At 67.9% G+C, this 22,329-nt stretch carries 21 protein-coding genes; 16 read left to right on the top strand and 5 right to left on the bottom strand.

Translation table 11 applies throughout. The annotated features are described in order from the left end of the window. Nucleotides 1-43 precede the first annotated feature (43 nt). The gene (locus tag A5790_RS09720) at nucleotides 44-607 is read left to right on the top strand and encodes an alpha/beta fold hydrolase (protein ID WP_066843045.1); all 564 of its coding nucleotides are present in this window, start codon (nucleotides 44-46) and stop codon (nucleotides 605-607) included. A gap of 1 nt (nucleotide 608) precedes the next feature. Here A5790_RS09720 and ngg read toward each other — a convergent pair whose 3' ends face one another. From ngg to A5790_RS09705, 3 genes are all read right to left on the bottom strand, one after another. Beyond that, nucleotides 609-2,378, bottom strand: coding sequence for an N-acetylglutaminylglutamine synthetase (gene ngg / locus A5790_RS09715; protein WP_066843043.1), 1,770 nt, complete (start codon nucleotides 2,376-2,378; stop codon nucleotides 609-611). Further along, on the bottom strand, nucleotides 2,375-4,192 hold the full coding sequence (locus A5790_RS09710) for an N-acetylglutaminylglutamine amidotransferase (RefSeq protein WP_066843035.1): 1,818 nt from the start codon (nucleotides 4,190-4,192) through the stop codon (nucleotides 2,375-2,377). The genes ngg and A5790_RS09710 overlap by 4 nt, the downstream gene beginning before the upstream one ends. Before the next feature lie 131 nt (nucleotides 4,193-4,323). After that, nucleotides 4,324-5,841: an amino acid permease gene (locus tag A5790_RS09705; RefSeq protein ID WP_066843154.1), complete on the bottom strand. Its 1,518-nt coding sequence runs from the start codon at nucleotides 5,839-5,841 to the stop codon at nucleotides 4,324-4,326. A 201-nt stretch (nucleotides 5,842-6,042) separates the two neighbouring features. Between A5790_RS09705 and A5790_RS09700 the strand changes: the two genes are divergently transcribed. The 11 genes from A5790_RS09700 (at nucleotide 6,043) to A5790_RS09650 (ending at nucleotide 15,131) form a co-directional block, all read left to right on the top strand. Beyond that, complete coding sequence (locus A5790_RS09700) at nucleotides 6,043-7,422, top strand: glutamine synthetase family protein (protein ID WP_066843033.1); 1,380 nt, start codon at nucleotides 6,043-6,045, stop codon at nucleotides 7,420-7,422. Beyond that, on the top strand, nucleotides 7,409-8,194 hold the full coding sequence (locus A5790_RS09695; protein WP_066843032.1) for a gamma-glutamyl-gamma-aminobutyrate hydrolase family protein: 786 nt from the start codon (nucleotides 7,409-7,411) through the stop codon (nucleotides 8,192-8,194). The genes A5790_RS09700 and A5790_RS09695 overlap by 14 nt, the downstream gene beginning before the upstream one ends. Continuing rightward, nucleotides 8,191-9,558 carry an aldehyde dehydrogenase gene (locus A5790_RS09690; RefSeq protein ID WP_066843030.1) on the top strand — a complete coding sequence of 456 codons (1,368 nt, stop codon included), beginning with the start codon at nucleotides 8,191-8,193 and terminating at the stop codon, nucleotides 9,556-9,558. Before A5790_RS09695 ends, A5790_RS09690 begins: the two co-directional genes overlap by 4 nt. Further along, the gene (locus tag A5790_RS09685; RefSeq protein WP_066843024.1) at nucleotides 9,559-10,332 is read left to right on the top strand and encodes a 3-oxoacyl-ACP reductase; all 774 of its coding nucleotides are present in this window, start codon (nucleotides 9,559-9,561) and stop codon (nucleotides 10,330-10,332) included. It abuts the gene before it with no gap. A gap of 2 nt (nucleotides 10,333-10,334) precedes the next feature. Next, nucleotides 10,335-11,084 (top strand): FadR/GntR family transcriptional regulator, encoded by a 750-nt coding sequence (locus A5790_RS09680; protein WP_066843022.1) that lies wholly within the window; start codon nucleotides 10,335-10,337, stop codon nucleotides 11,082-11,084. A gap of 115 nt (nucleotides 11,085-11,199) precedes the next feature. Then, a complete protein-coding gene (locus A5790_RS09675; RefSeq protein ID WP_164673997.1) occupies nucleotides 11,200-11,529 on the top strand; it encodes a helix-turn-helix transcriptional regulator in 330 nt (109 codons plus the stop codon). 119 nt (nucleotides 11,530-11,648) lie between these two features. Continuing rightward, nucleotides 11,649-12,497, top strand: a complete 849-nt coding sequence (locus A5790_RS09670; protein WP_066843020.1) for a class I SAM-dependent methyltransferase — start codon at nucleotides 11,649-11,651, stop codon at nucleotides 12,495-12,497. 93 nt (nucleotides 12,498-12,590) lie between these two features. Beyond that, nucleotides 12,591-13,268: an energy-coupling factor ABC transporter permease gene (locus tag A5790_RS09665; RefSeq protein WP_066843152.1), complete on the top strand. Its 678-nt coding sequence runs from the start codon at nucleotides 12,591-12,593 to the stop codon at nucleotides 13,266-13,268. Then, a complete protein-coding gene (locus A5790_RS09660; RefSeq protein WP_066843018.1) occupies nucleotides 13,265-13,621 on the top strand; it encodes a PDGLE domain-containing protein in 357 nt (118 codons plus the stop codon). The genes A5790_RS09665 and A5790_RS09660 overlap by 4 nt, the downstream gene beginning before the upstream one ends. A 2-nt stretch (nucleotides 13,622-13,623) precedes the next feature. After that, nucleotides 13,624-14,397, top strand: coding sequence for a cobalt ECF transporter T component CbiQ (gene cbiQ, locus A5790_RS09655; RefSeq protein ID WP_066843017.1), 774 nt, complete (start codon nucleotides 13,624-13,626; stop codon nucleotides 14,395-14,397). Continuing rightward, a complete protein-coding gene (locus A5790_RS09650; protein ID WP_066843016.1) occupies nucleotides 14,394-15,131 on the top strand; it encodes an energy-coupling factor ABC transporter ATP-binding protein in 738 nt (245 codons plus the stop codon). The genes cbiQ and A5790_RS09650 overlap by 4 nt, the downstream gene beginning before the upstream one ends. Before the next feature lie 56 nt (nucleotides 15,132-15,187). On the opposite strand, the gene mtr is transcribed toward A5790_RS09650, so the two are convergent. After that, complete coding sequence (mtr, locus tag A5790_RS09645) at nucleotides 15,188-16,603, bottom strand: mycothione reductase (RefSeq protein ID WP_066843015.1); 1,416 nt, start codon at nucleotides 16,601-16,603, stop codon at nucleotides 15,188-15,190. Beyond that, entirely contained in the window at nucleotides 16,600-17,574 is a 975-nt protein-coding gene (locus A5790_RS09640) for an alpha/beta hydrolase (protein ID WP_066843151.1), read from the bottom strand. The genes mtr and A5790_RS09640 overlap by 4 nt, the downstream gene beginning before the upstream one ends. A gap of 208 nt (nucleotides 17,575-17,782) precedes the next feature. Here A5790_RS09640 and mqo point away from each other — a divergent pair, with 208 nt between their 5' ends. From mqo to cobO, 4 genes are read left to right on the top strand one after another with little or no spacing between them, the layout of a single operon-like run. Beyond that, nucleotides 17,783-19,288 (top strand): malate dehydrogenase (quinone), encoded by a 1,506-nt coding sequence (mqo, locus tag A5790_RS09635; RefSeq protein ID WP_369829782.1) that lies wholly within the window; start codon nucleotides 17,783-17,785, stop codon nucleotides 19,286-19,288. Then, the gene (locus A5790_RS09630; RefSeq protein WP_066843014.1) at nucleotides 19,285-19,731 is read left to right on the top strand and encodes a GNAT family N-acetyltransferase; all 447 of its coding nucleotides are present in this window, start codon (nucleotides 19,285-19,287) and stop codon (nucleotides 19,729-19,731) included. Before mqo ends, A5790_RS09630 begins: the two co-directional genes overlap by 4 nt. Further along, nucleotides 19,728-21,587 (top strand): magnesium chelatase subunit D family protein, encoded by a 1,860-nt coding sequence (locus A5790_RS09625; protein WP_066843013.1) that lies wholly within the window; start codon nucleotides 19,728-19,730, stop codon nucleotides 21,585-21,587. Before A5790_RS09630 ends, A5790_RS09625 begins: the two co-directional genes overlap by 4 nt. Before the next feature lie 31 nt (nucleotides 21,588-21,618). Beyond that, the gene (gene cobO, locus A5790_RS09620) at nucleotides 21,619-22,233 is read left to right on the top strand and encodes a cob(I)yrinic acid a,c-diamide adenosyltransferase (protein WP_066843009.1); all 615 of its coding nucleotides are present in this window, start codon (nucleotides 21,619-21,621) and stop codon (nucleotides 22,231-22,233) included. Nucleotides 22,234-22,329: the final 96 nt, after the last annotated feature.

The following is a 22,329-nucleotide window of genomic DNA, read 5'->3' as shown; positions in this document are numbered from 1 at the left end:
CGAAATGACCGCGTCGCACCGTCGACCGCTGTAGCGTGGCCCAATGCCATCCACCACGGTCACCGTCGAGGGGTTCAGCGTGCCCGTCGACGTCGCCGGTCCCGAGAAGGGGTCGGTCGTGGTGGTGCTCGGGGCAGGCCATCAGCCGGCCGCCGCCTATGACGCCGTGTGTCAGCGGCTGCACACCGCGTCGCTGCGGACCGTCGTCGTGCCTCCCGATCCCCGGCTGACCGCGAAGTCGGTGGTCGGCATCCTCGACGCCCTCGACGTGAAATGGGCGCTGCTGGTGGGGGACCGCGTCGGCGGCGAGCTGGCGTGGGAACTGGCCGCCACTCGGCTCGACCGATTCATCGGGTTGGTCGTCATCGACCGCGGGCATCCGCGCGTCGCGGACGCCGCGGGCGTGATTCGCGACGAGCACTGCCCGCCGGTGGAGATGAACACCACGGCACTGGTCAGCACCCCCGCGGCGCGTGCGGTCGCCAAGGCCAGCCAGCGCTATGTGTACGGCGACTACCGGATGGTCGACCTGCTCGGCAGGCGCAACGCCGCCGAATCCACCGCGCAGCTGGCCGCCGAGATCGTGATGCGCACCAGCACCTGGTGACTCAGGCGGGCGACTCCTCGGGCGTCCACGCCTGAGGCAGCGCCGGGCTGCCCGGGAACAGAAAGTCGACGAAAGCCTTTGCGGTGGGCTGTGGTTCGTGATTGGCCAGCCCGGGCCGCTCGTTGGCCTCGATGAAGACGTACTCCGGCTCGGTGACATCGGGCACCAGCAGGTCGATCCCGGTGACGGGGATTCCGATCGCGTGGGCGGCCCTGACCCCGACGTCGCACAGGTGGGGGTGGACCTTGGCGGTCACGTCGTGAATGGTGCCGCCCTGATGCAGGTTCGCGGTGCGGCGCACCCGCAGCCGCTCGCCTTCGGGAAGCACATCGTCGAACGACCAACCCGCCTCGGTGACCGTCGACTCGGTGACCGCGTCGATCGGGATGCGCGATTCACCGCCCGTGGCCGCCGCCCGGCGCCGGCTCTGCGCCTCGATCAGCTCGCGCACCGTGTGGTGTCCGGTCCCGACGACCTCGGCGGGCTTGCGCAGCGCCGCGGCCACCACCTTGCCGTCGATGACCACCAGCCGAAGATCGTCGCCGGGTGCCCGCTGCTCGATCAGCACGTGCGGATGTTCTTGGCGGGCGCGGGCCACCGCGGCGTCCAAGTCCTCGGCGCTGCTGATACCGACGGTGATGCCCTTGCCCTGCTCACCCCGCGTCGGCTTGACCACGACGTCGCCGACCTCCTCGAGAAACTCGTGGTCCTTCTCGTCGAAGGTCGCCAGCCTGCCCTTGGGCACCGCGATGCCGTTCTCGGCCACCAGCCGCCGGGTGAGGCGCTTGTCGTCGCAGCGCGCCATCGCGACCGCGGAGGTGAACTCCGACAACGACTCCCGGGTGATGACGGTGCGGCCCCCGTGAGACAGGCGCATCTCACCGGCCTCGGCGTCGAGCACCTCGACCCAGATCCCGCGGCGTATGGCCTCGTCGGCGATGATCCGCGCGTACGGATTGAGGTCCTCGACGGTTTCGGGCGGGTGGGTGAACAGCGGTTCGTTGATCGCGTTCTTGCGCTTGACCGCCATGACCGGCACGCGGTCGAATCCGAGCTTTTCGTAGAGCGAGATCGCAGCCGCGTTGTCGTGGCTGACCGACAGATCCATGTAGGCGCGGCCGCGTTCGCGGTAGATCGCGGCCAGCGCCCGGGTGAGCGCCGCGCCGACACCGGGCAGGCTCGTCCCCGGGTCGACAGCCAGCGTCCACAGGCTCGAACCGTTCTCCGGATCGGAAAACAGCCGTTTGTGGTCGACACCGGTCACGGTGCCCAGCACGGACCCGTCGTCGTCACGCACTGCGACCAGGTAGTCGAGGGCGTCCTGAGTCCGGTGGTTGTTCCACAGCACTTCGACGGGCGCGGGCACCATGCCGCAGCGCACGTACACGCGGTTCATCTCGTCGGCGTCGTCGGCGCTCTGCAGCGTACGCACCGAGAACCCGTTCGGCGTCTTGTCGGGCTCGGGGTCCTCGGTGAACCGCAGCCGGTAGGTGTGGCTCGGATCGATGAAGAGTTCGGCGGGCGCCATCGACACCAGGACGTGGGGTTCGCGCGCGTAGATGCAGATGTCGCGTCGTCCGTGTCCCTCATGCCTGAGCACTTCGGCCAGCTTGGCAGGTTCGGCGAACGTCTGACCGAAAATCAATCGCCCCCAACCCATCTCGATGACGACATCGTCGGCCATCGCATCGACGAGATGCTGCGGTGACGCGTCGTGCAAGCCGAGGGTGATCGCTTCGGTCTGCTCCGCGTCGGGCCCGAGCGCCGTCATGCCGCGGGTCCGGTGATGCCGTGTCGCTGCAACCACAGCTCGAGCAGCGCCAGTTGCCACAGTTCGTTGCCGCGCAGCGGCGTCAGGCGTCCGTTCGGGTCGGCGAGCAACCGGTCGATCGCGGCGGGCCGGAACAAGTCACGTTCCTTGGCCGCGGGCGCGTACAACGCGTCGCGCACCATGTCCAGGTACGGGCCCTCCAGATGGGTGAGCGCAGGCACCGGGAAATAGCCCTTCGGCCGGTCGATGACGTCGGACGGAATCACCTGGCGCGCGGCCTGCTTCAGCACGCCCTTGCCTTCGTGGGCGATCTTCAGCTCGGGCGGGCAGGTCGCGGCGAGCTCGACGAGTTCGTGGTCGAGGAACGGCACGCGACCCTCCAGGCCCCACGCCATTGTCATGTTGTCGACGCGCTTGACCGGGTCGTCGACGAGCATGACGGTGGTGTCCAGTCGCAGACCGCGGTCGATGCCGGTCTCGGCGCCCGCCCGCGCAAAGTGCTCGGTGACGAAGTCCAGGCTCGGGTCGCCGTCGACGGCGAACGCCGGTGTCACCAGCGCGTCGTAACCCGCGCGGTCGCGGTCGAAGAACGCCTTGCGGTAGCTGGCCACCGCCCCGTCGATCGACGCCGCGTCCGGTCCGCCCAGCGGGGGATACCAGTGGTATCCGGCGAACACCTCGTCGGCGCCCTGACCCGACTGCACGACCTTGACGTGCTTGGCCACCTCCTGGCTGAGCAGGTAGAAGGCGACGCAGTCGTGGCTGACCATCGGTTCACTCATGGCGCCGATCGCGCCGTCGAGCGCGGGCAACATGCGGTCGGTGCCGATGCGGATCTGGTGATGGTCGGTGCCGAAGTGCTCGGCGATGATGTCGGAGTACTTGAATTCGTCGCCGGCCACACCGCCGACCGATTCGAAGCCGATCGAGAACGTCTTGAGCCCGTGCTGTCCCGCCTCGGCGAGAAGCCCGACGATCAGGCTGGAGTCGACGCCGCCCGAGAGCAGGCAGCCGACGGGCACGTCGGCGACAAGGCGTCGCTCCACGGCCACGCGCAGAGCGTCGAGAACCGCGTTCTCCCAGTCCCGTTCGGACCAGTCGGCCCGGTCGGCCCTGCGGGTGAAGTCGGGCTCCCAGTACGTCGTCGTCGTGCGGCGGCCGTCGGGCTCGATCGCCACCAGCGACCCCGGCGGCACCTTGGCCACCCCGCGCAGGATGGTGCGCGGCGCGGGCACCACCGAGTGGAACGACATGTAGTGGTGCAGCGCGACCGGATCGATGCGGGTGTCCACCGATCCGTCCCTGGCGGCACCGGCCAGCAGTGCGGGCAGCGACGACGCGAACCGGACGCGGGCGGAATTCTCGCTGATATACAGCGGTTTGATGCCGAGTCGGTCGCGACCGAGCAGGACCCGGCCGCTGTCACGTTCGACGATCGCGAACGCGAACATGCCATGGAGGTGGTCGACGAACCGATCGCCCCAGTGGTGATACGCCTTGAGTAGCACCTCGGTGTCGCTGTGCGAGAAGAACCGGTAGCCATGGCCGCTGAGCTCGCGGCGCAGCTGCTTGTAGTTGTAGATGCAGCCGTTCCACGCGATCGCCAACCCCAGCTCGGGGTCGAGCATGGGCTGACCGCCCGCCTCGGAGAGATCGATGATCTTCAGGCGACGGTGACCCAGCGCGACCCTGCCCTGAGACCAGGCGCCCGCCGAGTCCGGGCCCCTCGGTGTCATCGCCTCGGCCATCGCCGAGACAGCTGCTACATCAGGTATCCGGCCGTCGAGACGCACCTCGCCGGTGGCTCCACACACGCCCTCGACATTACCCCTGTTGACGGTAGCGAAACCTGTTACGGGTGTGACGTAGGTCTAGTCAGTGCTGGTGGGACCGCAAAACCGCCCACGCGGGGCTCCCCACGGGCAACGTGTGGCGCCGCGGCGGCTCAGTCGGTGCGGCCCTTGAGGATCTCGTCCTCGATGGTGCCGCCGAGCCCCTCGGCGCTCGGGTCGTAGCCGTGCAGGCCGCCGGTGACGGCGTACTCCTCCTCGGGCGACAGCACCAGGCGGTGCCTGCCATAGAGGCCGAACACCAGCAGCCCCAGGATGTAGAAGATGACGATCGCGATGACCGCCGGCCGGTAGTCCGGGTTGACGAGGATGCCGACGAACGTCACCGCCGCGATGACCAGCGCGACGACCGCACCCGAGTTGCCGGTGGGGCTCACCCACGGTCGTCGCGCGTTGGGGAACTTTCGCCGCAGCAGGATGAACGAGACCATCTGCAACCCGTATGCCAGCACCGCGCCCCACACCGCGATGTTGAGGACCACCGCACCGGCGCCCTCGTTGTAGTTGACGATGAGCAGCGCCACGAATCCGATGACCGCGCCCGCCAGCAGCGCGACGTACGGTGTCTGCCGAGAACCGGTCAGCGACAACGTCTTCGGGTAGTAGCCGGCGCGGCTCAGCGAGTACATGTTGCGGCCGTAGGCGTACATGATGCCCTGCAGGCTGGCCAGCAGGCCGATCAGCGCGAACGCCGACAACACCGCGGCGAGGTTGGCGGGCAGGAAGGCGCGGAAGCCGTCGAGCAGCGGTTCGTCCGAACTGCCCAGCGCCTCGGACCCGGTCACCGCCGGGTTGAGGAAGAACACGATCGCACCGCAGCCGATCAGCGAGAGCAGTCCCCAGATGCCGGCGCGGGGAATGTCGCGGGCGGGGTCGTGTGCCTCCTCGGCCGCCAGCGGAAGTTCCTCGATGCCCAGGAAGAACCACATCGCGAACGGCATCGCGTACAGGATCGCCACCCAGCCGAACGGCAGGAACGTCGACGAACCGGCGGCGGCCGGATCGGGCGCGATATCGAAAAGCTTGCTGAAGTCCACGGCGCCGTTGGCGATGGCCAGGATGCCGAACAGCACCAGGATGCCGATCGACAGGATCGCGACGACGAGGGCGAACTTGAACGAGATCTCCGCACCCCACGAGTTCAGCCCGACGAAGAGCGCATACAGGACGACCCACCACACCCACATCGGCAGGGAGAGGTTGAACAGGTCGGTCGTCACGGCGTTGGCGTAGGAAGCCGAGAAGTAGACGATCACCGCGGTGGTGAACACGTACTCGATGGTCTCGGCGAACCCGGTGACGAAGCCGCCCCACGGGCCCATCGCGGCGCGCGCGAATGAGTACGCGCCGCCGGTATGTGGCATGGCCGCCGACATCTCCCCGATCGAGAAGAGCATGCCGAAGTACATGATCACGATGACGACCGAAGCGATCGCCAAGCCGCCCCATCCGGCCGCGCCGATGCCGAAGTTCCAGCCCGAGAAGTCGCCGGAGATCACCGCGGCGACGCCGATGCCCCACAGGCCCCAGAAGCCGGCGGTGCGTTTGAGTTGCCGCTTCTCGAAGTAGCCCTCGCCCGCTTGGCTGTACGTGACCCCGCCCGAGCGCTTCATCTTGTCCCGTGCCTGATCCTGGGCCACGTGGTCGCTCCGTTCTTGCGGTGATGGGGCATAGGGAGAATAAACTTGCAAAGGTCTGGTGTCCTACCTTTGGAAGTGACCTTTCTGTAAAGCCTTGGGCGAAGGCCGGAGCGAGCCACATCCAATGGTTGACTACCCGCAATCTCGCGCTGTCGAAGGAAAGGCCCACCACGGATGAGCGTCACATCGGGCATGTTGTCGCAGGCCGACCTCGAGCGCATGGTCGGCGACGGCGAGATCGACACGGTGATCGTCGGGTTCTGCGACATGCAGGGCAGGCTCACCGGGAAGCGGGTGTCGGCGCGGCTGTTCGTCGAGGAGGTCGCCGAACACGGCGCAGAGTGCTGCAACTATCTGCTGGCGGTCGACGTCGACATGAACACCGTTGACGGCTATGCGATGTCGAGTTGGGAGACCGGCTACGGGGACATGGTGATGAGGCCGGACTTCTCGACGCTGCGCCTCATTCCGTGGCTGCCGGGCACCGCGATGGTGATGGCCGACCTGGGTTGGCACGACGGCAGTCCGGTCGAGCAGGCCCCGAGGAGCATCCTCAACCGTCAGATCGACCGGCTCGCCGAACGCGGTCTGGTGCCCTACGTCGGGACCGAACTCGAGTTCATGGTGTTCGACGACGGCTTCCGCGAGGCGTGGGCCAAGGGTTATCGCGGATTGAGGGCGGCCTCCGACTACAACGTCGACTACGCGATGCTCGGCTCGACCCGGATGGAGCCGCTGCTGCGCGACATCCGGCTGGGCATGACCGGCGCGGGCATGTACTGCGAGGGCGTCAAGGGGGAGTGCAATCTCGGACAGCAGGAGATCGCATTCCGCTTCGACCATGCCCGGGTCACCTGTGACAACCACACGATCTACAAGAACGGCGCCAAGGAGATCGCCGACCAGCACGGCAAGAGCCTGACGTTCATGGCGAAATTCGATGAGCGCGAAGGAAACAGCTGCCATGTGCACATCTCGCTGCGAGGCGACGATGGCAGTCCTGATGGCACGGCGGTGTTCGCCGACGACACCGACCCGCTCGGAATGTCGCCGATGTTCCGCAGCTTCGTGGCCGGCCAACTGGCCACGATGCGGGAGCTGACGCTGTTCTACGCACCGAACATCAACTCCTACAAGCGGTTCGTCGACGGCAGTTTCGCCCCGACTACGATCGCGTGGGGTCTGGACAACCGGACCTGCGCGCTGCGCGTCGTCGGCCACGGCCACGGCATGCGGATGGAGAACCGGGCCCCCGGCGGTGACGTCAACCAGTACCTCGCGGTGTCGGCGTTGATCGCCAGCGGTCTGTACGGCATCGAACGCGAACTCGAGTTGCCCGAGCCGATGGAGGGTAACGCCTACACCAGTGGTGTGGAACGGCTTCCGACCACGCTCACCGAGGCCGCGGCGCTGTTCGAGAAGTCCGAGGTGGCGCGGGAGGCGTTCGGCGACGAGGTGGTCGAGCACTACCTCAACAACGCCCGCGTCGAATTGGACGCGTTCAACGCCGCCGTCACGGACTGGGAAAGGATCCGCGGTTTTGAGCGGCTCTAATGTTTCGGCGGGCGGGCAGAAGCGCAGACCCGTACTCGGGCTGACCACCTACCTGCAGCAGGCACAGACCGGGGTGTGGGATGTGCGGGCGAGCTTCCTGCCCGCGATCTACTTCGAGGGTGTCGAACTGGCCGGCGGAATCTCGGTTCTGCTTCCGCCGCAACCCGTCGACGACCACATCGCCGACCGGGTGCTCGACGGACTCGACGGCGTCATCATCACCGGTGGGCGCGACGTCGTGCCCGCGCACTACGGCCAGGAACCGCACCCGGCCACCGACGCCGACGTCGAAGACAACCGGCGCCGTGACCAATTCGAGTTCGCGCTGGTGCGCGGCGCGCTGCGGCGCGGCATCCCGGTGCTGGGCATCTGCCGCGGCGCCCAGGTGCTCAACGTGGCGCTGGGCGGCACACTGCACCAGCACCTGGCCGACGTCATCGGGCACAACCGCCATCAGCAGGGCAACGCCGTGTTCACGACGTCGACCATCCGCACCGTTGCGGGCACCCGGTTGGCCGAGCTCATCGGCGAGTCGTCGGACGCGCAGTGCTACCACCACCAGGCCATCGACCGACTCGGCGACGGCCTGGTGATCAGCGCGCAGGACGACGACGGAGTCATCGAGGCGGTCGAAGTCGACAGGGCCGCGCACCCGGACGACTTCGTGCTGGCCGTGCAGTGGCATCCCGAAGAGCGCCTCGACGACCTGCGGCTGTTCGCTGCCGTCGTCGAAGCAGCGGACGCATACGCAACAGAAAGGGCGAACGCTTGAGCACATCCGACGTGATCAACCCGGCGACCGAGGAGCTGCTGCGTACCGTCGAGCAGACCGACGAGGCCGCGGTCGACGATGCGGTGGCCCGGGCGAAAGCGGCGCAACGGGATTGGGCGCGGCAGGCGCCCGCCGAACGGGCGGCCGCGTTGCGCGCATTCGCGGCGACGGTCGACGCGCACGTCGACGAGCTGGCGGCGCTGGAAGTCGCCAACTCCGGGCATCCCATCGGTAACGCCGAGTGGGAGGCCGGCCACGTCCGCGACGTGCTGCAGTTCTACGCCGCCACACCGGAACGCTTGTCCGGCAACCAGATTCCGGTCGCGGGCGGTATCGATGTGACGTTCAACGAGCCACTCGGCGTGGTCGGTGTCATCACGCCCTGGAACTTCCCGATGACGATCGCCTCGTGGGGTTTCGCGCCTGCGCTCGCCGCGGGCAACGCGGTGCTCATCAAACCCGCTGAGTGGACGCCGCTCACCACGATCCGGCTGGGGGAGTTGGCCGTCGAGGCGGGAATTCCTGCCGACCTGTTCTGTGTGCTGCCCGGTAAGGGTTCGGTGGTGGGGGAACGATTCGTCTCGCACCCCGACGTGCGCAAGGTGGTGTTCACCGGTTCCACCGAGGTCGGCACCCGCGTCATGGCGAGCGCGGCCAAACAGGTCAAACGCGTCACCCTCGAATTAGGTGGCAAGAGCGCCAACATCGTCTTCGACGACTGTGATCTGGAGCAGGCGGCGGCCACCGCGCCCTACGGGGTGTTCGACAATGCGGGCCAGGACTGCTGTGCGCGTAGCCGAATATTGGTGCAGCGCAACGTCTATGACCGCTTCATGGAACTGTTCGAGCCCGCGGTCAAGGGTGTGGTGGTCGGTGACCCGCGCGCCAAGGACACCGAGATGGGTCCGCTGGTGTCGAAGGGGCATTGGAGCACCGTCGCCTCGTTCGTGCCCGACGACGCGCCCGTCGCGTTCCGCGGCTCGGCTCCCTCAGGCCCAGGGTACTGGTTCCCGCCGACGGTGCTGACGCCGCAGCGCACCGACCGCACGGTGCGCGAGGAGATCTTCGGCCCGGTGGTCACCGTGCTGCCGTTCGACGACGAGGCCGACGCGATCGCACTGGCCAACGACACCCCCTACGGGTTGTCCGGGTCGATCTGGACGGAGAACCTGTCGCGGGCGGTGCGGGTGTCGCGGGCGGTGGAGGCGGGCAACCTGTCGGTCAATTCGCATTCGTCGGTGCGGTACAACACGCCGTTCGGTGGCTTCAAACAGTCCGGCCTCGGACGCGAACTCGGCCCTGACGCGCCGCTGTCGTTCACCGAAACCAAGAACGTGTTCATCGCCGTGCAGGAGGCACCCTAGATGGATCTGACGCAACGACTGGCGGGCAAGGTCGCCGTCATCACCGGTGGCGCCAGCGGCATCGGCCTGGCGAGCGCCAAGCGGATGAAGGCCGAGGGCGCGACCGTCGTCATCGGCGACATCGACCCGGCGGCCGGAAAGACCGTCGCCGACGATCTGAACGGCACCTTCGTCCAGGTCGACGTCTCCGATCAGGTCGCGGTGGATAAGCTGTTCGACACCGCCGCCGAGACACACGGATCGGTCGACATCGCGTTCAACAACGCGGGCATCAGCCCACCCGAGGACGGTCTCATCGAGGACACCAGCGTCGACGCCTGGCAGCGGGTTCAGGACGTCAACCTCAAATCGGTGTTCTTCTGCTGTAAGGCGGCGCTGCGGCACATGGTTCCGCAGCAGAAGGGGTCGATCATCAACACCGCGTCGTTCGTCGCGGTGGTCGGCTCGGCGACGTCGCAGATTTCCTACACCGCATCGAAGGGCGGTGTGCTGACCATGTCGCGTGAACTCGGTGTCCAGTACGCGCGGCAGGGGATTCGCGTCAACGCGCTGTGCCCCGGGCCCGTCAACACGCCGCTGCTGCAGGAGTTGTTCGCTAAGGATCCGGAGCGCGCGGCACGACGGTTGGTGCATGTGCCGGTGGGCCGGTTCGCCGAACCGGAGGAACTCGCCGCCGCGGTCGCCTTTTTAGCCAGCGACGACGCGTCGTTCATCACCGCGTCGAGCTTCCTGGTCGACGGCGGTATCGGCGGCCACTACGTCACCCCGCTGTAGTCATGTCGGCCGACTCGGACGCACCAATGGCGCACGTGGGGTTCACCGCGTTGGCGGCCGCCGAAGCGTTGCTGCGTCCGGTGCGTGGGGGTAACGCCTTCGAGGACACCGTCGCCCGGCTCCTGCAGACCATCCGGCTCGGTGTGCTGGCGCCCGGCGAATGCCTGCCGCCCGAACGCGAACTCGCCTCACGTCTCGGCGTCAGCCGCGACACCGTGCGCGAGGCGATCAAGTCGCTGTCCGACGCGGGTTATCTGGTATCTCGGCGCGGACGGTACGGAGGGACGTTTCTCGCCGACGAACTGCCGCGACCTATTGCCAGAACCGACGCCGTGACGCGCGCGGAGATCGACGACGCACTGCGCCTGCGGGAGATCCTCGAAGTCGGCGCCGCGCACATGGCGGCCAGCCGCACGCTGAGCGCATCGGAGCGCGAACAACTGTGGGCCCGGATGGCCGACGTCCGCGCCGCTGCCGCCGACGACTACCGCCGGCTCGACTCGCGCCTGCACCTGGCGATCGCCGAGGCCGCCGGATCGCCGTCGCTGGTCCCGCTGCTGGCCGAGAACAGGATGCGGCTCAACGCCCTGCTCGACCAGATCCCGCTGCTGCCACGCAACATCGCCCATTCCGACGAGCAGCACGAGGCGATCGTGCTCGCGATCCTCGCAGGCGACGGCGACCGAGCGGCATCAGCGATGCGAACTCACGTCGAGGGGTCGGCCGCGCTGCTGCACGGCTTCCTCGACTAGGCCTCACCTTTTTCGCGCGAGCGTGCGTGTTTGGCGACGACACGCCGTCGAATTTCCAACCTTTGCGCACGCTCATGCGCCCGCGAGCGTGCACATCGGCGCTACATTGAGTCCCGTGAACGAGCCAGTCGGCCAGGTGGACGTCGAACGCGCCGCGTCGGCGCTGGCCGACGTCGACACCGCCAGCTGGACGCAGCGATTCGACCTGCTGTCGGACCCGCATCGGCTGGAGATCCTGCTCACGCTGCATCGGGTGCCGGGAATCCGCGTGGGAGACCTCGCAGCGGCGCTGGGCCGCTCGGAAAACGCCGTCTCGCAAGCGCTTCGCGTGCTGCGCCAGCAGGGCTGGGTCAGCGCCACTCGGGTGGGACGGGCCGTCAGCTACCGCCTCGACGACGAGATCGTGCACGACCTGCTGCACTGGATCGGCGCCCGGCACGGCTGACGCCGTTTCCGCCCTACACACGCTGTTCTGGTGGAGGCTGTATGCCGTGGCGGTGGACGACCGGCCTGAGGTTGAACCCACCGCATTGGCGACGGCGGAACATTTGACGAGGACAAGACATGGCAACTACCGGACAGAACACGACGACGGGTGATGGCGATCGCCAGCTCAAGGCCAAACATCGCGCGTTATGGGCCTCGGGTGATTACCCCACCGTCGCATCCGAACTGATCCCCGCACTCGGTCCTGAGTTGGTCCAAGCCTGCGGGGTGCGTCCCGGCGATCGTGTGCTCGACGTCGCGGCCGGCTCGGGCAACGCGGCGATTCCGGCGGCGGAGCTCGGCGCCGTGGTCACGGCGAGCGACCTCACTCCGGAGCTCTTCGACGCCGGGCGTCGGATCGCCGCGGAGCGCGGTGTGAGTCTGGAGTGGGCGGAGGCCGACGCGGAGGCACTGCCGTTCGCCGACAACGGCTTCGACGTCGTGATGTCTTGTGTCGGTGCGATGTTTGCACCGCATCATCAGGAAACCGCCAGCGAACTGATCAGGGTGGCCCGTCCCGGCGGAAGGATCGGGATGATCAACTGGACGCCCGAAGGCTTCATCGGGAAGTTGTTCGCGACCATGAAGCCCTACGCGCCGCCGCCGCCGCCGGGGGCGACCCCGCCGCCGCTGTGGGGCAGTGAGGAGCACGTGCGCGCGCTGTTCGGTGATCGGGTCACCGACCTGACGATGCGCCGCCAGACGGTGCGGATGGACCAGTGCGCCACACCGCTTGAGTTCCGTGAGTACTGGAAACGCAACTACGGTCCCACGATCGCCGCGTACAAGTTCAACGAGAACAACCCCGAGCGCGTCGAAGCGCTGGACGAGGATTTTCTCGCCTTCCTCGAGCGGTCCAATCAGGGCGTCGCCGAAGAGGGGTTCTGGGAGGCCGAGTACCTCCTGGTGACAGCGACCAAGCCGTAACGCCCGGCGCGGACCCCGTCTGAACATGTGTTCAGCTAGACATGTGTTCGTCTGGAGCTCTAGGCTCGCGGGGTGACCTACTCGTACGTCGCGATGCATATGAGCGACGGCATCGTCAACGCCCCGACCTCCGTCGTCTTCGGTCTCATCGCCGTCGCTGTTGTCGCACTGTGCGCGGCCAAGGCCAGAAACGAGCTCGACGAGCGCACGGTGCCTCTCGCAGGCCTCGTCGCCGCGTTCATCTTCGCCGTCCAGATGATCAACTTCCCGATCCTCCCGGGCGTCAGCGGGCACCTGCTCGGCGGGGCGCTCGCCGCGATCCTGGTCGGCCCCTACACCGGGGCGCTGTGCATCGCCATCGTGTTGGTCGTACAGGCGCTGCTGTTCGCCGACGGCGGGGTCACCGCGCTGGGCACCAACATCGTCAACATGGCGGTGATCGGTGTCGCGGCCGGCTATCTGACCGCCGTCCTGCTCTACACCTCGGTCAGGAAGCGCGCCGAAGTACCAGTGGCCGGCTTGGGCGTGATCGCCTTCGTAGCCGCGCTGATCGGAACCATCTGTGCGGCAATGGGCTTCGTCGTCGAATACGCGATCGGTGGAGCGGCCACCACGTCGCTCGGCGCGGTGACGGGCTACATGCTCGGAACCCATGCGCTGATCGGCGTGGGAGAAGGCATCATCACTGCCGTGACCGTGATGGCCGTCGCGCGTTCGCGTCCCGACCTCGTCTACCTGTTGCGCCGCACCCGGCGGGAGGTTGCGGCATGAGGTCGCGCTGGCAGTTCTTGGCGATTTTCGCGGCTGTCACGCTGCTGATCGCCGGGGTGGTGTCCTACCTCGCCAGCTCGAACCCCGACGGGCTCGACTCGACGACGCTGCGCGGGTGCGAGGTCGTCGAGACCGCTGCCGGCGAGGAACTCACCGGCGAGTGCATCGCCCAGCACGCCGAGGAGCACAGCCTGGCGGCCTCCCCGCTCGCCGACTACGCCATCGGCGGACGCGACGGCACCGGCGGCATCGCCGGGATCATCGGCGTGCTCGCGACGCTCTTCGTCGCAGGATCGGTGTTCTGGCTGATCGCGCGGAACCGCAGAGCGACCGACCGCAGCGGATCGGGCTGACCATGGGCGCGGGCGCTCACCCCCTCTACCGGCACGACGACTCCGCCGTGCACCGCGCCCCCGCCGAGGTGAAGGTCGTCTGCCTACTGGTGTTCGTGCTCGCGGTCGTCGCGACGCCGCGGGAGATGTTCTGGCCCTTCGCCGTCTACGCGCTGATCGTCGTCGGCATCTGGCGTCTCGCCCGCATCCCGCTGCGGTGGGTCCTGCCCCGGATGCTGATCGAAGCGCCGTTCCTCGTCCTGGCCGTGCTGCTGCCCTTCGCCGAGGGCGGCGAACGTATCGACGTTGCAGGACTGGCGCTTTCGGTCAGCGGGTTGTGGGCGGCGTGGGGCATCGTCATCAAGGGCACGCTCGGGGTCGCGGCGGCACTGACCGTGGCCGCCACCACGTCGACGACAGAGCTGCCCACCGCGCTGGGCCGGCTCGGTGTGCCCGCGATCGCGACGTCTGTGCTGGTGCTGATGATCCGCTACGTCGATCTGCTGACCGCCGAGGCCGGCCGGATGCGCATGGCACGCATATCGCGTGGCGATTCACCGCGCGTCCTGCATCAGGCCGGTGCGATCGCCAAGGGTATCGGCGCGCTGTTCCTGCGGTCTTACGAACGCGGTGAGCGGGTCTACGTCGCGATGCTGTCGCGCGGGTTCGACGGCAACGCACCGGATCTGGCCGTGATCGGTGCGCCGCCGCGCGCCGTCGCGTCGCAGTGGGTGATCGTCATGGCTCCGGCCGCGGCCGCGGTCGCGGTTTCCGCGTCGGCGTGGGTGCTGCGATGAACGCGATCACGATCGAGGGTCTGCGCCACGTCTACCCCGACGGCCACGTCGCCCTCGACGGTGTCGACCTGACCGTGCGCGGCGGCGAACGCATCGCCGTGCTCGGCCCCAACGGCGCGGGCAAGACCACGCTGATGTTGCACCTCAACGGCGTGCTGACCGCGACGTCGGGTTCGGTGCGCATCGGCGATGTCGCGCTGACCCGCAAGACGCTTCACGACGTGCGCAGACGTGTGGGCCTGGTCTTCCAGGACCCCGACGACCAGTTGTTCATGCCGACCGTCGCCCAGGATGTGGCGTTCGGTCCCGCGAACTTCGGGTTGCGCGGTGACGCGCTGGCCGACCGGGTCCGAGAAGCGCTCCAGACGGTGTCTCTGACCGAGGAGGCCGACCGCAGCCCTACCCACCTGTCGGCGGGCCAGCGTCGCCGTGCGGCGCTGGCGACCGTACTGGCATGCCGGCCCGAAATCCTTGTGCTCGATGAACCGTCGGCGAACCTCGATCCGGTCGCTCGCCGGGAACTGGCCGAGACGTTGTCTGCGCTGGACTCCACGATGTTGATCGTCACGCACGACCTGCCCTATGCCGCTCAGCTGTGCGAGCGGGCGGTCGTGATGGATCGCGGCGTGATCGTCGCCGACGGCCCCATCCGGGAGATCCTCGCCGACACCGAGCTGCTCGCCACGCATCGCCTCGAGCTGCCCTGGGGCTTCGAGGTGCCCACCCGGCCCTGACTTGTGCACATCGAGGAGCGTTGAGCGCTCCCAAACGTGCACAAACCGCCGGCAAGTCAGTGTCGTCGGGACGGCGGCCACGGCGGCTCGCCGCACAGCGCCAGCAATGCGTTCTCGACGACCTCCGGCAGGGCGGGGTGAATCCAGTACTGCCCGCGCGCCATCTCCTGCGCGGGCAGGTCGAACGCCATGCCCTGGACGACAGGCTGGATCAGCGATGACGCCTGATGGCCCATGATGTGCGCACCGAGGAGCAGCCCGGTGTCGTCGTCGACGATGACTTTGGCGATACCGGAGGTGTCCTCCATCGCCCACCCGTAGGCGACGTCGGCGTAATCCTGGATCTTCACCCGGATCCGGAAACCCTGTGCGCGCGCCTCGTTTTCGGTTAACCCGACGCTGGCGATCTGCGGGTCGGTGAACACCGCCGACGGGACATGGCGGTGGTTGGCAGGCATGAGCGCGTCCGTGTCATCCCAGTCCTGCAGAAGATTGTGTTTGACGACGCGCGCTTCGTGGTTGGCCACGTGCTTGAGCTGGAAGTCCGACGACACGTCGCCGAGCGCGAAAATGCCGCGGGCGGTGGTGCGTTGGTATTCGTCGACGACGACCTGTCCGCTCGCGGTCACCTTCACACCGGCATGCACTGCGTCGAGCAGGTCACCGTTGGGGACGCGACCGGTCGCCACCAGCAAGACGTCGCCGCGCAGTGTCGAGCCGTCGTGACAGGTGACTTCGACGCCGCCGTCGACCTCGCGGGCGTCGGCCAGCTCGTGATGGTTGCGCACCTCCCACTTCTTGGCGGCGATGTCGGTGAAGCGCATCGCGATGTCGTCGTCGTGGCCGCGCAGCAGAGTGCTGCCGCGGATCAGCAGCGTGATCTTGCTGCCGAGCGACGAGAAGATGTGGGCGAATTCGCAAGCGACATAACCGCCGCCGACGATGATGAGGTGTTCGGGCAGATCGGTGATCCGCATGATCGTGTCGCTGGTGTGGTACGGCGCACCGCATTCGCTGACCGCGTCGGGCACGACCGCGCGAGAACCGGCCGCGATCACCACCTGGTCGGCGGTGAACTCGTCGCCGGCGTCGGTGCGCAGCGCATACCGGCCGTCGGGTCTCGTGGGCGCAAACCTGGTGTGGCTGGAGAACACCTGCACATTCGGTGAGGAGCGACGGTAGTTCTCTCCCGCTACGGCCAACGGGTCGATCCGTCCGAACACCCTCGAGACGACGTCGGGCCACCGCACCGCGTCTATGTGCGCGTCGACACCGTATCGCGCCGCGTCCCTGACGGTGTCGGCGACGCCCGCCGCGTAGACGAACATCTTCGTCGGGATGCAACCGACATTGAGACACGTTCCGCCGAACACACTCTGCTCGCAGATCGCGATCTTCTTGTCGATGTAGCGCTCGTCGAGGATCGAGTTGCCCGAGCCCGCTCCGATGATCGCGATGTCGAAGTGCGTCATGACCAGCCTCCTGGGGATCGGGTGACGGCGGAGCCGCGGGCGGCCGGATCGAGGTACCAGTCCAGCCACCGGTCCAGTTCGCCGTAGGCGGCCCGTCGTGCCTCGGGTACCGACAGGAACACGTCGTGCTTGGCGTCGGCGATCGGCACGATCGTGGTCCGGTTGCCGATGCATCCGGCCCACCGGGCGATCTGTTTGACGTCGAGCACCGCATCGCCCTTCTGAATCGCGTCCGGATCCTTCACCTCGCGCACGCTGCGGTCCGAGCGCAGAACGAGGTTGGGCACGCCGACGTCGAGACCGCGGTGCAGTCTCGCGTGGCCGCGGCGGACGGCGGCGATCCAGCCCGTCGTGACGGGAAAGCCGCCGACGGGCTTCCACTTCAGGTCGTAGTCGAAGTCGCCGTGGTAGTCGCGGTGCAACGACGAGCCGTAGCCACCTTCGCTCGGCGGGCGCACCACCAGCCGCTTGTACACCCGCGAGACGGCCCCCAGTGCGGCGCGCGTCGGTGCGGCCCGAAGGATCGATGGCCCCTGCAGGTCAAGCCACGGGCTGTTCAGCACGAGGCCGCCGATGCGCTTGCGCCCGGTCCGCCCGCGCCGACGCAACCGGTCCAGCCACAGCGACACGATCAGCCCACCGGCCGAGTGCCCGTACACCAGGACCTCGGCCGGGGACACCGAGCCGATGATGTCGAGTGCGCGTTCGAGTTCGACGTCGTAGCGGGCCAGGTCGGTGGTGAAGTGAGGGGTCTGGCCCTCCCGCCACGAACGCCCGCATTTGTGCAGGTCGATGGCGTAGAACGCGAATCCGCGACCGGCGAAGTGATCGGCGAGCTCGGTGTTGAAGAAGTAGTCGGTGAACCCGTGCACCAACAGCACCGCGCGCGTGGCCGACCGATCCGGTTCACCGCGCCGAACCAGGGTGGCGACGAGCTCGCCCTCCCCGTCCGGGTCCGCGCCGAGGGCCATCGTGTGTTGCCAGTAGCCCGGCAGCACGTCTGCCTTCCAGTCGGGCACGACAGCAACGATAGCCGCGACAGCCGGTACCGCTGGGCGAAGCGGCGCTATGGCGTTCTGCGCGCGGCGATCGCGCGGGGATTGAGAACGCGCTTTGCGGGCTAACCTGATGATCGACCATGGCCGCGGCCGCGCGGAAAACCGAGTCCAGTCGGGGGAACTGAGAGTGTCTGACGAACCGAGGAAGACAGACGTCGTGCTCATCGGGGCCGGCATCATGAGCGGAACGTTGGGCGCGCTGCTGCGACAGCTGGAGCCGGACTGGGACATCACGCTGATCGAGCGCCTCGACGCGGCGGCCGCCGAGAGCAGCGACGCGTGGAACAACGCCGGTACCGGCCACTCGGCGCTGTGCGAGCTGAACTACACCCCGCAGCAGCCCGACGGGTCGATCGACATCTCCAAGGCCGTGCGCGTCAACGAGCAGTTCCAGGTGACGCGCCAGTTCTGGGCGTACGCGGTCGAAAACGGGTTGATCAGCGATCCGCGCAGCTTCCTCAACCCGATCCCGCATGTGAGTTTCGTGCACGGCGCCGAAAGCGTGAAGTATCTGCGGCGCCGCTACGACGCGTTGGTGACCAACCCGCTGTTCGCGCGCATGGAGTACATCGACGACGAGGACGAGTTCACCCGGCGGCTGCCGCTGATGGCCGAGATGCGCGACTTCTCCGAACCGGTCGCGCTCAACTGGACCGAGCAGGGCACCGACGTCGACTTCGGCGCCCTGTCCCGCCAGCTGCTCGGCTACGTCGCCCAGCGCGGTATGACCACATATTTCGGGCACGAGGTGCGCGATCTGAACCAGGAGTCCGACGGTTCGTGGACCCTGAAGCTGGTCAATCTGCGCACCGGGCGCACCAGCAAGCTCAAGGCCGGCTTCGTGTTCGTCGGCGCGGGCGGCGGGGCGTTGAACCTGTTGCAGAAGGCAGGCATGAAGGAGGCCAAGAACTTCGGCGGCTTCCCGGTCAGCGGCAAGTTCCTGCGCACCGACGTCCCGCGCCTGACTGATGCGCATCAGGCCAAGGTGTACGGCCAGCCACCGGTGGGTGCGCCGCCGATGTCGGTTCCGCACCTGGACACGCGCGTGATCAACGGCCGGTCCTGGTTGCTGTTCGGGCCGTTCGCCGGCTGGTCACCGAAATTCCTCAAACAGGGCGACGTCTTGGACCTGCCCGAATCCATCACGCTCAACAACGTCGCGTCGATGGTCAACGTCGCGCTCACCCAGTTCGGACTGCTCAAGTACCTGGTGGGCCAGCTGATGTTGTCGGACGCCGAGCGAATCGAAGCACTCCGCGAATTCGCGCCCAGCGCAAAGGAATCCGACTGGGAGCTCAACGTGGCGGGGCAACGGGTCCAGGTCATCTGCGGTAAGAGCGGCAAGGGTGTGCTCGACTTCGGCACCACCGTGCTCACCTCCGGTGACGGCACCATCGCCGGGCTGCTCGGCGCTTCCCCGGGAGCCTCGACCGCGGTGCCCGCGATGATCGACGTGCTGCAGCGCTGCTTCGCCAAGCGCTATCCGGCGTGGGAGTCCGAGATCAAGGAGATGGTGCCGTCGCTGGGACACGAGTTGTCCTCCGAGCCTGCGCTGTTCGACGAGGTGTGGTCGCACGGAACGCGGGTCCTGCGTCTCGACGAATCCCCGGCGGTGGCCACGGGATGACGGTTGCGCTGCGCCGCAGTTGGTCTCGAGACCTCGACGCCGCAACGCTCTACGAACTGCTCAAGCTGCGGGTCGAGGTCTTCGTCGTGGAGCAGGCCATTCCGTATCCAGAACTCGACGGCCGCGATCTTCTCGCCGAGACGCGGCACTTCTGGCTGGAAACGTCCACCGGTGAGGTGATTTCGACGCTGCGTCTGATGGAGGAGCATCCCGGCGGGCAGAAGGGCTTCCGCATCGGCCGGGTGTGCACCAAGCGTGAGGCGCGCGGGCAGGGGCACAGCACGCGGCTGCTGCAGGCCGCGCTGGCCGAGGTGGGTGACTATCCCTGCCGCATCGACGCCCAGACGTACCTGGCCGATATGTATGCCCGCCTCGGCTTCGTCCGCGACGGAGAGGAGTTCATGCAGGACGGCATTCCGCACGTCCCTATGCTGAAGCCGTGACCTATCCCTTCAGCGCGATCGTCGGGCATGACCGTCTGCGGCTGGCGCTGCTGCTGTGCGCGATCAGCCCCGACATCGGAGGGGTGCTGATCCGCGGGGAGAAGGGCACCGCGAAGTCGACGGCGGTGCGTGGGTTGGCCAAGGTGCTGGAAGCGGCCGCTGCGGCGGACGGGACGACGGGCACCACTGGGCAGCTGGTCGAACTGCCGATAGGCGCGACCGAGGATCGGGTGGTCGGCTCGCTGGATTTGCAGAAGGTGCTGCGCGACGGTGAGCACGCGTTCTCGCCGGGACTGCTCGCCCGGGCGCACGGCGGTGTGCTCTACGTCGACGAGGTGAACCTGCTGCACGACCATCTGGTCGACGTGCTGCTCGACGCCGCGGCGATGGGCCGGGTGCACGTGGAGCGCGACGGGGTGTCGCACAGCCATGAGGCACGCTTCGTGCTGATCGGCACGATGAATCCCGAAGAGGGCGAACTGCGTCCGCAGCTGCTCGACCGGTTCGGGCTCACCGTCGACGTGCGGGCGTCGCGCGACGTCGATGTGCGCGTCGAGGTGATCCGACAACGCATGACGTATGAGGCCGATCCCGCCGGGTTCGCCCAACGCTACGCCGAAGACGACGACGAGCTCGCGCGCCGTGTCGCGGCGGCCCGCGCTTCGGTCGACTCGGTTTCGTTGCCCGACAGCGAATTACGTCGGATCGCGGCGCTGTGCGCGGCTTTCGACGTCGACGGCATGCGTGCCGACCTGGTCGTCGCCAGGACCGCTGTCGCGCACGCCGCGTGGCGCGGAGCCGAGGTGGTGTCCGAGGAGGACATCCGGGTGGCCGCTGAACTCGCGCTACCGCACCGCCGACGCCGCGACCCGTTCGACGACCCGGGCCTGGATCCCGGCCAACTCGACGACGTGATGGCGCAGGCCGACGAGGCCACCGACGAGAACCCCGACCCCGAACCCGATCCCGACCCACCGGGCGGTGGCGCGTCGTCGTCGCCGGAGGGTGACGGCCGCGATGGGCAACCATCACAACGGAATTCGGGGAGTTCGCGTCCCAGCGCCGCACCCTCGGCGGTGTTTCGCACCCGTTCGCTGGTGGTGCCCGGTGTGGGGGAGGGAGCGCCGGGCCGCCGGTCGCGGGCGCGTAACCGCACCGGCAAGACGATCTCGGCCACGTCTGACGGCCGGACCGGTCACGGTGTGCACGTGTTCGGCACCCTGCTGGCCGCCGTGGAGAACCAACGCAGGCCCGGAGCGCCCCGGCCGCAGCCGGGCGATGTGCGGCGCGCGATCCGGGAGGGCCGCGAGGGGAATCTGGTGATCTTCGTGGTCGACGCATCGGGTTCGATGGCCGCGCGCGACCGGATGTCCGCGGTCGGGGGTGCGGCGCTGTCGCTGTTGCGCGACGCCTACCAGCGCCGCGACAAGGTCGCCGTGATCACGTTTCGCCAAAGCGACGCGAAGGTCCTGCTGCCTCCGACGTCGTCGGTGCATATCGCCAGCCGGCGTCTGGCCCGTTTCGACACCGGCGGCAAGACGCCTCTGGCGGAAGGCTTGTTGGCGGCGCGCGACCTGGTCGTGAGGGAGAAGGCCCGCGACCGCGCCCGGCGCAGCCTCGTGGTGGTGCTGACCGACGGCCGCGCCACCGGCGGTGCCGACCCGTTGGGGCGCACGCGCTCGGCCGCCGCGCGGTTGGTGGCCGAGGGCGCCGCCGCGGTCGTTGTCGACTGCGAAACGTCGTATGTGCGGTTGGGTCTGGCCGCAGAGCTCGCCGAACAACTGGGCGCCCCGGCGGTGCGGTTGGCCCAGCTGCGGGCGGACAGCCTCACCGACGTGATCCGCACCGCCGCCTGAGATGGGCCACAAGGAGTAGGGAGAGGTAGGTATGCCTCAGGGTCAGCCGCTGACGGTTCCCGACGACGGGTTGACCACCCGCGCACGCCGCAACGCCCCGCTGTTCGCCGTGCACACCGGTGCGGGTAAGGGCAAGTCGACCGCCGCGTTCGGCATGGCGCTGCGCGCATGGAATCAAGGCTTTGACATCGCGGTGTTCCAGTTCGTCAAGAGCGCCAAGTGGAAGGTGGGCGAGGAAGCGGCCTTCCGCGAACTCGGCAAACTGTACGACGAGCACGGCGTCGGGGGACCGGTGCAGTGGCACAAGATGGGTTCGGGTTGGTCCTGGTCGCGCAAACACGGCGACGAGGTCGACCACGCCGCGGCGGCGGCCGACGGCTGGGCCGAGATCGCGCGGCGGATCGCCGACGAACGCCACGATTTCTATGTGCTCGACGAGTTCACCTATCCGCTGAAGTGGGGCTGGATCGACGTGGACGAGGTCGTCGAGACTCTCCGCTCGCGACCCGGGATGCAGCACGTCGTCATCACCGGTCGCGACGCCCCGCAGCAGTTGCTCGATGCCGCGGATCTGGTCACCGAGATGACCAAGGTCAAGCACCCGATGGATGTCGGGCGCAAGGGTCAGAAGGGTATCGAGTGGTGACGCTCGATCGGCGCGAGCGACCGCGAAATGACACCATTTGCGGTGTGTCGGCGTGCAAACACGGTCGCTCGCCACGGGTGGGTGGGCCCACGCGGG

Origin of the sequence: Mycobacterium sp. 852002-51152_SCH6134967 (genome assembly GCF_001667105.1) — a bacterium.
Lineage (GTDB): Bacteria > Actinomycetota > Actinomycetes > Mycobacteriales > Mycobacteriaceae > Mycobacterium > Mycobacterium neumannii_A.
The sequence above is the reverse complement of the archived record's forward strand: the minus strand, read 5'-3'. Positions and strand labels throughout refer to the sequence as shown.

Excerpts from the sequence above, each read along its gene's own strand:
- A5790_RS09720 (WP_066843045.1), top strand. The coding sequence starts at position 44 with ATGCCATCCACCACGGTCACCGTCGAGGGGTTCAGCGTGCCCGTCGAC.
- ngg (WP_066843043.1), bottom strand. The coding sequence starts at position 2,378 with ATGACGGCGCTCGGGCCCGACGCGGAGCAGACCGAAGCGATCACCCTC.
- A5790_RS09705 (WP_066843154.1), bottom strand. The coding sequence starts at position 5,841 with ATGAAGCGCTCGGGCGGGGTCACGTACAGCCAAGCGGGCGAGGGCTAC.
- A5790_RS09700 (WP_066843033.1), top strand. The coding sequence starts at position 6,043 with ATGAGCGTCACATCGGGCATGTTGTCGCAGGCCGACCTCGAGCGCATG.
- A5790_RS09685 (WP_066843024.1), top strand. The coding sequence starts at position 9,559 with ATGGATCTGACGCAACGACTGGCGGGCAAGGTCGCCGTCATCACCGGT.
- A5790_RS09680 (WP_066843022.1), top strand. The coding sequence starts at position 10,335 with ATGTCGGCCGACTCGGACGCACCAATGGCGCACGTGGGGTTCACCGCG.
- A5790_RS09670 (WP_066843020.1), top strand. The coding sequence starts at position 11,649 with ATGGCAACTACCGGACAGAACACGACGACGGGTGATGGCGATCGCCAG.
- A5790_RS09665 (WP_066843152.1), top strand. The coding sequence starts at position 12,591 with ATGCATATGAGCGACGGCATCGTCAACGCCCCGACCTCCGTCGTCTTC.
- A5790_RS09660 (WP_066843018.1), top strand. The coding sequence starts at position 13,265 with ATGAGGTCGCGCTGGCAGTTCTTGGCGATTTTCGCGGCTGTCACGCTG.
- cbiQ (WP_066843017.1), top strand. The coding sequence starts at position 13,624 with ATGGGCGCGGGCGCTCACCCCCTCTACCGGCACGACGACTCCGCCGTG.
- A5790_RS09650 (WP_066843016.1), top strand. The coding sequence starts at position 14,394 with ATGAACGCGATCACGATCGAGGGTCTGCGCCACGTCTACCCCGACGGC.
- mtr (WP_066843015.1), bottom strand. The coding sequence starts at position 16,603 with ATGACGCACTTCGACATCGCGATCATCGGAGCGGGCTCGGGCAACTCG.
- A5790_RS09640 (WP_066843151.1), bottom strand. The coding sequence starts at position 17,574 with ATGGCCCTCGGCGCGGACCCGGACGGGGAGGGCGAGCTCGTCGCCACC.
- A5790_RS09630 (WP_066843014.1), top strand. The coding sequence starts at position 19,285 with ATGACGGTTGCGCTGCGCCGCAGTTGGTCTCGAGACCTCGACGCCGCA.
- cobO (WP_066843009.1), top strand. The coding sequence starts at position 21,619 with ATGCCTCAGGGTCAGCCGCTGACGGTTCCCGACGACGGGTTGACCACC.